Genomic DNA, 7,402 nt, shown 5'->3' on the forward strand with positions numbered 1-7,402 from the left:
ATTGATTTAGCCGTTGTAGGAGTGTACCCACTGGCATATTGGCTTTGGTTTCCGCTCCTGTTACCCCGGATCGTGACAGTAAATAAGTATAACCTTTACCCAACTGAGCCACCGCTTGTAATGTGGCGTCATCGGCCGTGGGTGGGGCGATGAAAATCGGTTGAATACCAAATTTTTCTGCCGCGGCCACAAAGGGTTGGCTCTCATTGGTTGGAACATCGGCGACCAGCACAGAGTCGACTCCCGCTTGCTGACAACGTTGATAAAAGTTTTCAATCCCACGCGCATACACGAGGTTGGCATACATGAGTAATCCTATCGGTAAATCTGGGTTGTTGGCCCGGATCTGAGCGATTAAGCTAAAACATACCTCAGGGGTCGTCTCGGCGTTTAAAGCTCGAATATTTGCGGCTTGAATGGTTGGGCCATCGGCTAAAGGATCAGAAAAAGGAATCCCGAGCTCTAAACCATCAGCACCCGCATCAATTAAGGTTTGCATGATGCGCAGCGATTGTTCTGGCGAAGGATCACCGATAGTAACAAATGGGATAAATGCCCCTTGTTTATCGTTAGCCAGACGCTGGAAAAGTGATTGATAACGGTTCATTACAGCACTCCTTTGTCTTCTAAAATTTTATGGACGGTAAAAATGTCCTTATCGCCTCGTCCCGATAAATTCACCACTAATAATTGTTCTTTTTTGGGTTCTGCATACGCCATTTTGACCGCATGAGCTAAAGCATGAGATGACTCCAACGCTGGAATGATTCCTTCTTGGCGGGCTAACAGTTGGAAAGCGTCTAGCGCTTCATCATCGGTGGCACTTTCATATTCGGCTCGGCCTGTTGCATGTAGGTGTGCGTGTTGTGGGCCAACAGAGGGGAAGTCTAATCCAGCGGATATCGAATAAGACTCTTCAACTTGACCATCTTCATCTTGCATTAAGGGGGCTTTCATGCCAAAGAAAATTCCCGTTTTGCCATGCCGCAGAGGAGCACCATGTTGAGCGGTATCGATCCCTTTTCCTGCAGGTTCCACCCCAATCAAGCGAACCGAGGCTTCGTCAATAAAATCGGCAAACATGCCAATAGCATTTGAACCACCGCCAATGCAAGCGATCACGGCATCAGGTAATCGACCTTCACGGGCTAAAATTTGATTTTTGGTCTCCTCGCCAATAATGCGTTGGAATTCTCGCACGATGGTTGGGAAAGGGTGAGGGCCAGCGGCAGTGCCTAATAAATAGTGTGTGGTTTCGTAACTGGACGCCCAATCTCGCATTGCTTCGTTACAAGCGTCTTTTAGGGTCGCTGAGCCAGAGTTGACGGAAATCACTTGCGCTCCCATTAAACGCATCCGAAAAACGTTTGGACTTTGACGTTCGACGTCTTTGGCTCCCATGTAGATACGACATTTTAAGCCCAGCAAAGCACAGGCTAGGGCGGTTGCCACGCCATGTTGCCCAGCGCCTGTTTCTGCAATAATTTCTTTTTTGCCCATGCGCTTAGCGAGCAGCGCTTGACCCAAAACTTGGTTGGTTTTATGTGCGCCACCATGTAAGAGATCTTCACGTTTAAGATACAGTTTCGTCTTTGTTCCTTTAGTGATGTTGCGAGTGAGCGTCAGTGCCGTTGGGCGGCCAGCATACTCTTGCAGCAGCGTCATAAATTCGGAACGAAACTCAGAGTCCTGCTGAGCATCAATAAATGCCTGTTCCAGTTGATTGAGGGCTGGAACTAAAATTTGTGGTACGAACTGACCACCGTACTCGCCAAAATAGGCGTTAAGTTTTGCCATGCTCTTATTCCTTCACATCTAATGACATGATTACCATGTCTTATTCTTCAAAAGTAAAATTATTAGTATTCTCGTAGTGCGCTGAATGCTTGCTGTAACTTCGCCGCATCTTTTTTCCCCAGCTCGCTTTCAACGCCGGAATTGAGATCGACCCCAAGGCAGCCAATACGTGCGGCTTGTTTCACATTGTTAGGGGTAATTCCCCCGGCGAGCATGATGCGCTGTGGCTGAGTAATGAGTTGCCAATCAAAAGCTTGCCCAGTACCGCCCATTTGATCTCCGACCTTACTATCGAATAAATGTCGTTCAACATGATCAAATAACTTAGGTAATGCGTTGGTGACGCCATAAGCCTTCCAAATTTTTATGTGCTCGGGTAAACGAGTTTTCAGCGCATTGATATAGACTTGATCTTCATCCCCATGCAGTTGCACTGCGGTTAAACTGAGGTCGAGAGCTATTTCAACCACATGATCAATAGGATGGTTTTGAAATACACCCACATAAAGCAATGGCGCGCCGCTCATGATCAGACGTGCCGCTTCTTTATCGACATAGCGTTTTGACGGTTCAACAAAAATTAATCCGCCATAAACCGCACCTGCTTGATAGGCTTTTACCGCGTCATGGGCATGAGTTAATCCACAGACTTTATTTTCACCCAAGATCACTTTACGTACCGCTTGTTCGAGATTCTCTTCGCTCATCAGGGAGCTACCGATAAGAAAACCATTCGCAAATTGAGATAAATCACGGACTTGTTGATGGTTATAAATACCAGATTCAGAAATAACAATGCATTCTTTTGGTCGTTGTGGTGCGAGCTGTTTCGTGCGATTTAAGTCGGTGGAAAGGTCACGTAAGTTACGGTTATTAATGCCAATCACTTTGGCTTTGAGTGCAATCGCACGTTGCAATTCTTCTTCATTGCTGACTTCGGTTAATATGCCCATTCCCAGTTCATGGGCAATGCTAGCCAATTGACCATACTGTTCATCGTTAAGCACAGAAAGCATGAGTAAAATGGCATCCGCGCCGTAATGACGAGCGAGATAAACTTGGTAAGGGTCAATCATAAAGTCTTTACACAGCACCGGTTGCGAGACTTGAGCGCGAACTCGGGCAATAAAATCGAAGCTACCTTGAAAATATTTTTCATCGGTCAGCACTGAAATTGCATCGGCATATTGGTGATAAACTGAGGCGATATAATCTAAGTCAAATGAATCACGGATCAGCCCTTTTGAGGGGGAAGCCTTTTTACACTCTAAAATAAAAACGGTTTGACTCTGATCGAGAGCTTGATAAAAGTCCCGATCCGTTTTTGAAAGTAACGTTTGAAAAGTGTTTAAAGGCTGAGCGAGCTTTCTGTTCGCCACCCAGAGCGCCTTATCTGTTACGATTTTTGCCAACACTTCCGCCATTTGAGTGTGTTTTAGGGAAATGTGTTCAGATAATTGCTGGGATGCATCATGCTCAGACATGTCAATTTAACCTCGTTCTGCTAGTTGTTGAACCAAGTGGTAGGCTTTACCAGAATTCATGACATCCATCGCACGCTCGGCATTGACGGTGAGATCTTCAAAGCCAAATAAGCGTAGCAAGAGGGCAACGTTAATTGCGACGGCGCTCATTTGAGCAGGCGTTCCCTTGCCAGTTAGAATGTTGGTGATGATGGCGCGATTCTCTTGTGGAGTACCGCCTTGAATTGCGTCCAGTGGGTAGGTGTTTAGGCCAAAATCGGCTGGCGTTAATGTGTACTCAATGATTTTACCATCGTTGATTTCAGCCACCTGCGTTTCGCCATGAATCGCGACTTCGTCTAGCCCTGCCCCATGAACCACAGCGGCTCGTTTCATTCCCATTTTTAGCATGGTTTCGGCAATAGGACGAACTAAATCTAAACTGTAGACTCCCATCAATTCAATATTGGGACGAGCTGGGTTAATTAGGGGGCCTAAGATATTGAAAATAGTGCGAGTTTTCATGCTTTGGCGCACAGGCATCGCATGGCGAACCCCACCGTGGTATTGCGGCGCAAATAAGAATGTTATCCCTAAATCATCCAGAGCTTGACGTGCATCATTCGCGCTCATGGTCATATTAATACCAAACGCGTCTAAGAGATCGGACGATCCTGATTGGCTGGAGACGCCACGGTTGCCATGTTTAGCAATTTTTACACCACATGTGGCAGCAACAAATGCGGCAGTGGTAGAAATATTAATGGTATTGGCTCCATCACCGCCAGTGCCGACGATATCCGCGAAATCATAATCAGGGCGTGGGAAATGTTCTGCATTAGCGAGTAAAGCTTGAATCGCTCCCACAATCTCTGCTGGTGTTTCCCCTTTGATTTTAAGGGCAGTTAACGCCGCAGCCATGAATGCAGCATCACATTCCCCGCGAATAATCGCGCTAAATAGCGTTTCGCTCTCTTGCTGATTAAGCGCCTGCTGCTGATAAAGTTTATTGATGATATGTTGCATATTGTTATTTCTCCGTATCCTTGAAGACCCACATTTAAAATGATTGATAAAGAGCGGGTAAAAATAGTACCTATCGACGGTTTATTGTCCTAAAACCCAATTAATGGCATTTTTTAATAAAGTGGCTCCTTGCGTGGTCATAATGGACTCGGGATGAAACTGGAATCCGCACACTTTGTCTTGTTCATGGACGACAGACATCACTAACCCATCGACTTGTGCGGTGACGGTTAAACACTCTGGCACTTGAGTGGCCACTAATGAATGATAACGAGCAATCGCCAATGGTGATGCTAAACCTTGATAAATAGGGTGTTGATGATGCTTCATCATGGAAACTTTACCATGGACAATCTCATCGGCTCCGCTAACGATACCGCCGTAGGCTTCTACTATCGCTTGATGACCGAGGCAGATGCCGATCATGGGTACTTTTCCTTTCAAGCGTTGAAGAATGTTGGGCATGGCTCCTGCCTGAGAGGGGGCTCCTGGGCCCGGAGATAATACCAGTACCGGATTATCAAACTGTTGGATAGCCTGCTCGATAACGGTAGCCGCGATATGATTCCGATAAATGGTCACTTGGTGCCCGAGTGAACGAAATTGGTCGACCAAGTTATAGGTAAAGGAGTCAAAGTTATCGATAAATATGATATTTGCCATGATCGCTATCCTTATTCTTGGTGCGCGGATTGAATAGCAGAAATAACGGCTTGCGCTTTTCCGCGAGTTTCATCGGCTTCCGACTGTGGGTCAGAATCATAAACAACACCGGCCCCCGCTTGAACATGAGCCATGCCGTTCTCGACATACGCTGAGCGGATGACAATGCAGGTATCTAAATCGCCTTCCCCAGTCAGGTAACCGACAGCTCCTCCGTAGCTACCTCGACGTTCTTTTTCGACGTCTCGAATCAGTTGCATTGCCCGAATTTTTGGTGCTCCGGTTAAGGTGCCCATATTCATGCAGGCTTGATAAGCGTGTAGCGCATCAAGATCATCACGCAGCTGACCGACAACACGAGAAACCAAATGCATCACATGGCTATATCGATCCACTTTTAGTAAATCGGCCACATGGCGAGTGCCTGCTTTGGCTATCCGCGCAACATCATTACGAGCCAAATCGACCAGCATCATATGTTCGGCGTTTTCTTTCTTATCGCAGCGTAGTTCCAGTTCAATTCGACTATCTAAATCATAATCGATTGAGCCATCAGCCCGCTTTCCTCGAGGTCGAGTGCCAGCAATCGGATAAATTTCAATTTGGTTAGTCTGTGTTTCATATTTGAGTGCGCTTTCAGGCGATGCACCAAACAACGTAAAATGTTCATCTTGCATATAGAACATATAAGGGCTTGGATTACTTTCTTTTAATCGTTGATAAGCAGCTAACGGTGAAGGACAGGGCAAAGTGAAACGGCGTGAAGGGACAACCTGAAAAATATCGCCTTGTACCACATACTGTTTGAGATCTTCGACTAAGTGACAAAAATCGTTATCACTGATATTGGTGGCCACCTCTATTTGTGTCAGTGTTTGTGCAACAGGTTGAGCTAACGATTGACTCGCTTGTTGTTTAATTTGGTTGAGACGCTGCTGCAGCGCAGTACACGTCTCGGTATTTGTTGTAAAGGCGGTGGCTTGCAATTGGCAGGTGGCTTGTTGGTGATCGACTACCATCAGTGTTTCTGCCACATAAAAAACGTAATCAGGGCAGTGATTGATGGCTTTCGCTTCACCTAATGGTTCAAAATTCGCCACTAAGTCATAGGCAAATAATCCACCGAGAAAGATGGCATGTTTATCTTGTTGGGTGAGGTCAAAACTATGCTGAACCAGCCGAAGGGCATCAAAGGAAGAAGCCTCACGCAATCGAGAATCTTCATCAAGCGTATTGCAAGGAGCACAAAAAGATAAAATCAGTGAATCTTCTTGCTGCTGAGCGGTGACCGACTCATTGAGGTGCTCGATCAGCACTTGAATTAAGTCACGACCATTGTCGCTCAGGGCTTTAAATGTGACTTCATGGCCAATGCACGTTATGCGTACTGCGGCATCAATCAGTAACAAACTTTTGAGATTTTGTTTGGAGTTGATCTCTGCTGATTCCAGCAGTAAGCAGTCTGTTTTCCCTTCACATAAAGCGTGAAAAAGTGCGGTGGGATCTTGTGTATAGTCCAGCGCTTGCTTGATAACGTGGATCGGTGCTGGTTTTTGTCTGCTCATGGTCTTGTTCACAAGACCTCCTTGTCTATTCAATACGGTGACGTTTTAGGGGCGATTTACCGCGTGTCGTTTGTTTTGATTGTGCGAACAAAAAGCCCGCTGTGGGAGCGGGCTTTATCAATGCGTTGTTTAACTAACAGTACACATCAGCCCGCCAGGTATGAACCCAGATACGCCATCCATTCAGTTCAGTATTGACTGATCTGAAATTAGATTTAGGGTTTGAGTTAAATTCTTGTAACATAGCAAGCCTTAGCACGGTACTCTTGTATTTGTGTACTAGTTAACTAGTGCGAGAGAGAAAAGTCAAGCCTTAATAATAGACAAAATGAAAAAATGATGAAAATTGACCTACACAGTCACACAACGGCATCGGATGGACGCTTTGAGCCTAACCAATTGATTGATCGTGCACTGGAATTCAACATTGATGTGTTGGCGATTACTGATCATGATACGGTAGATGCTTTGGCTCCCGCTCATGCGTACATTGAAGCGGGTCAATATCCGATTACCTTGATTAACGGTATTGAGTTTTCAACCGTTTGGCAAAATAAAGACATCCATATCGTTGGGCTGAATATTGACCCTGAGCATGTGGCATTAACGACATTAATTGAAAAGCAAAAGCAGCGGCGTATTTATCGAGCTGAGTTAATAGCGGAACGACTCGCCAAAGCCACTCGCCCTGGAGTATTGGAAGAAGTGCAGGCGATTGCTGGCGATGCACCGATAACGCGTGCTCATTTTGCTAAATGGTTAGTGGATGAAGGCTATGTAAAAACCATGCAGCAAGTCTTTAAAAAATATTTAACCCGTAATAACCCAGGTTATGTTCCTCCCACTTGGTGTTCGATGGCTGACGCGATAGAAGCCATTCATGCCGCT

At 45.8% G+C, this 7,402-nt stretch carries 8 protein-coding genes; 1 reads left to right on the top strand and 7 read right to left on the bottom strand.

Annotation, left to right across the window (positions count from 1 at the left end):
* From trpA to trpL2, 7 genes are all read right to left on the bottom strand, one after another.
* Positions 1 to 607, bottom strand: a 607-nt coding sequence (gene trpA, locus B7C60_RS14630) for a tryptophan synthase subunit alpha (protein WP_245869513.1), incomplete at its 3' end; no start/stop codon positions are given.
* On the bottom strand, positions 607 to 1,797 hold the full coding sequence (gene trpB, locus B7C60_RS14635; protein WP_099612293.1) for a tryptophan synthase subunit beta: 1,191 nt from the start codon (positions 1,795 to 1,797) through the stop codon (positions 607 to 609). The genes trpB and trpA, both read right to left, overlap by 1 nt.
* A 62-nt stretch (positions 1,798 to 1,859) precedes the next feature.
* Positions 1,860 to 3,281, bottom strand: a complete 1,422-nt coding sequence (gene trpCF, locus B7C60_RS14640) for a bifunctional indole-3-glycerol-phosphate synthase TrpC/phosphoribosylanthranilate isomerase TrpF (protein WP_099612294.1) — start codon at positions 3,279 to 3,281, stop codon at positions 1,860 to 1,862.
* A 6-nt stretch (positions 3,282 to 3,287) separates the two neighbouring features.
* Complete coding sequence (gene trpD, locus B7C60_RS14645) at positions 3,288 to 4,286, bottom strand: anthranilate phosphoribosyltransferase (protein WP_099612295.1); 999 nt, start codon at positions 4,284 to 4,286, stop codon at positions 3,288 to 3,290.
* An 81-nt stretch (positions 4,287 to 4,367) separates the two neighbouring features.
* Complete coding sequence (locus B7C60_RS14650; RefSeq protein ID WP_099612296.1) at positions 4,368 to 4,949, bottom strand: aminodeoxychorismate/anthranilate synthase component II; 582 nt, start codon at positions 4,947 to 4,949, stop codon at positions 4,368 to 4,370.
* Between the two features lie 11 nt (positions 4,950 to 4,960).
* A complete protein-coding gene (locus B7C60_RS14655) occupies positions 4,961 to 6,514 on the bottom strand; it encodes an anthranilate synthase component 1 (protein WP_212752245.1) in 1,554 nt (517 codons plus the stop codon).
* A 133-nt stretch (positions 6,515 to 6,647) separates the two neighbouring features.
* Positions 6,648 to 6,758, bottom strand: coding sequence for a tryptophan operon leader peptide (gene trpL2 / locus B7C60_RS20145; RefSeq protein ID WP_099612298.1), 111 nt, complete (start codon positions 6,756 to 6,758; stop codon positions 6,648 to 6,650).
* 95 nt (positions 6,759 to 6,853) lie between these two features.
* Here trpL2 and B7C60_RS19565 point away from each other — a divergent pair.
* On the top strand, positions 6,854 to 7,402 hold a 549-nt coding region (locus B7C60_RS19565; RefSeq protein WP_245869675.1), incomplete at its 3' end, for a PHP domain-containing protein.

Source organism: Vibrio fujianensis (genome assembly GCF_002749895.1).
Classification (GTDB): Bacteria; Pseudomonadota; Gammaproteobacteria; order Enterobacterales; family Vibrionaceae; genus Vibrio; species Vibrio fujianensis.